Origin of the sequence: Methylobacterium sp. WL18 (assembly GCF_008040015.1) — a bacterium.
Lineage (GTDB): Bacteria > Pseudomonadota > Alphaproteobacteria > Rhizobiales > Beijerinckiaceae > Methylobacterium > Methylobacterium mesophilicum.
On record NZ_VRVD01001180.1, the window covers coordinates 1 to 696 of the forward strand.

1 pseudogene is annotated in these 696 nt (G+C 72.3%); it reads right to left on the reverse strand.

Going from position 1 to position 696, the window contains the following annotated elements:
- Positions 1–201: 201 nt before the first annotated feature.
- Positions 202–696, reverse strand: a pseudogene (locus FV228_RS31665) (MFS transporter); the annotation flags it as partial.

The following is a 696-nucleotide window of genomic DNA, read 5'->3' on the forward strand; positions in this document are numbered from 1 at the left end:
TGGGACTTGGCCGCGCGCAGGCCGAGAGCTGTGCTCAAGCCTGCGAGCAGGAGACGGCGGTCGAGCTGCATGAACCGGTCCCGGGCGACGCTCAGGACGGGGCCCGGAAGGCAGGGCGGGCGGGCTCGGGCATGGCGCTCTCCTGAAACATCCCTCGCCCAACGTCGCGGGACGCGGTCACGGTTCCGGAGAGGCGCGTCCTCAGGCGCGTCGGGTGATCACGGATACGTAGAAGCCGTCCGTGCCGGTCCGCAGCGGGGTCATCTGCAGGCCGTGCTCCGTCTGGCGAACAGAGGACGCGAGGCTCGGCGGCCCCGCCGCCAGCACGGTCTCGGTCGGCACGGCATCGAAGCGGCCACGCCAGCGCGACAGCAGCCCGGCCACGGCCGCGTCGTTCTCTGCCGGCAGGAGCGAGCAGGTGACGTAGACGATCCGCCCGCCGGGCCGGACCAGCTTGGCCGCCCGGTCCAAGACCTGCGACTGCTCGGCGATGCGCAGGGCCAGGCTGCCGGGCCGCAGCCGCCACTTGGCGTCCGGGTTGCGCCGCCAGGTCCCTGAGCCGGTGCAAGGCGCGTCGACCAGCACCCGGTCGATCTGGCCGTCGAGATCCTCCACCACGTCGGCGCGGGCCTTGCCGCGCCGAGGGCTGCCTTCTGCCGCGGGGGTATAAAACACATCAGCAGCAGCCGAACAACT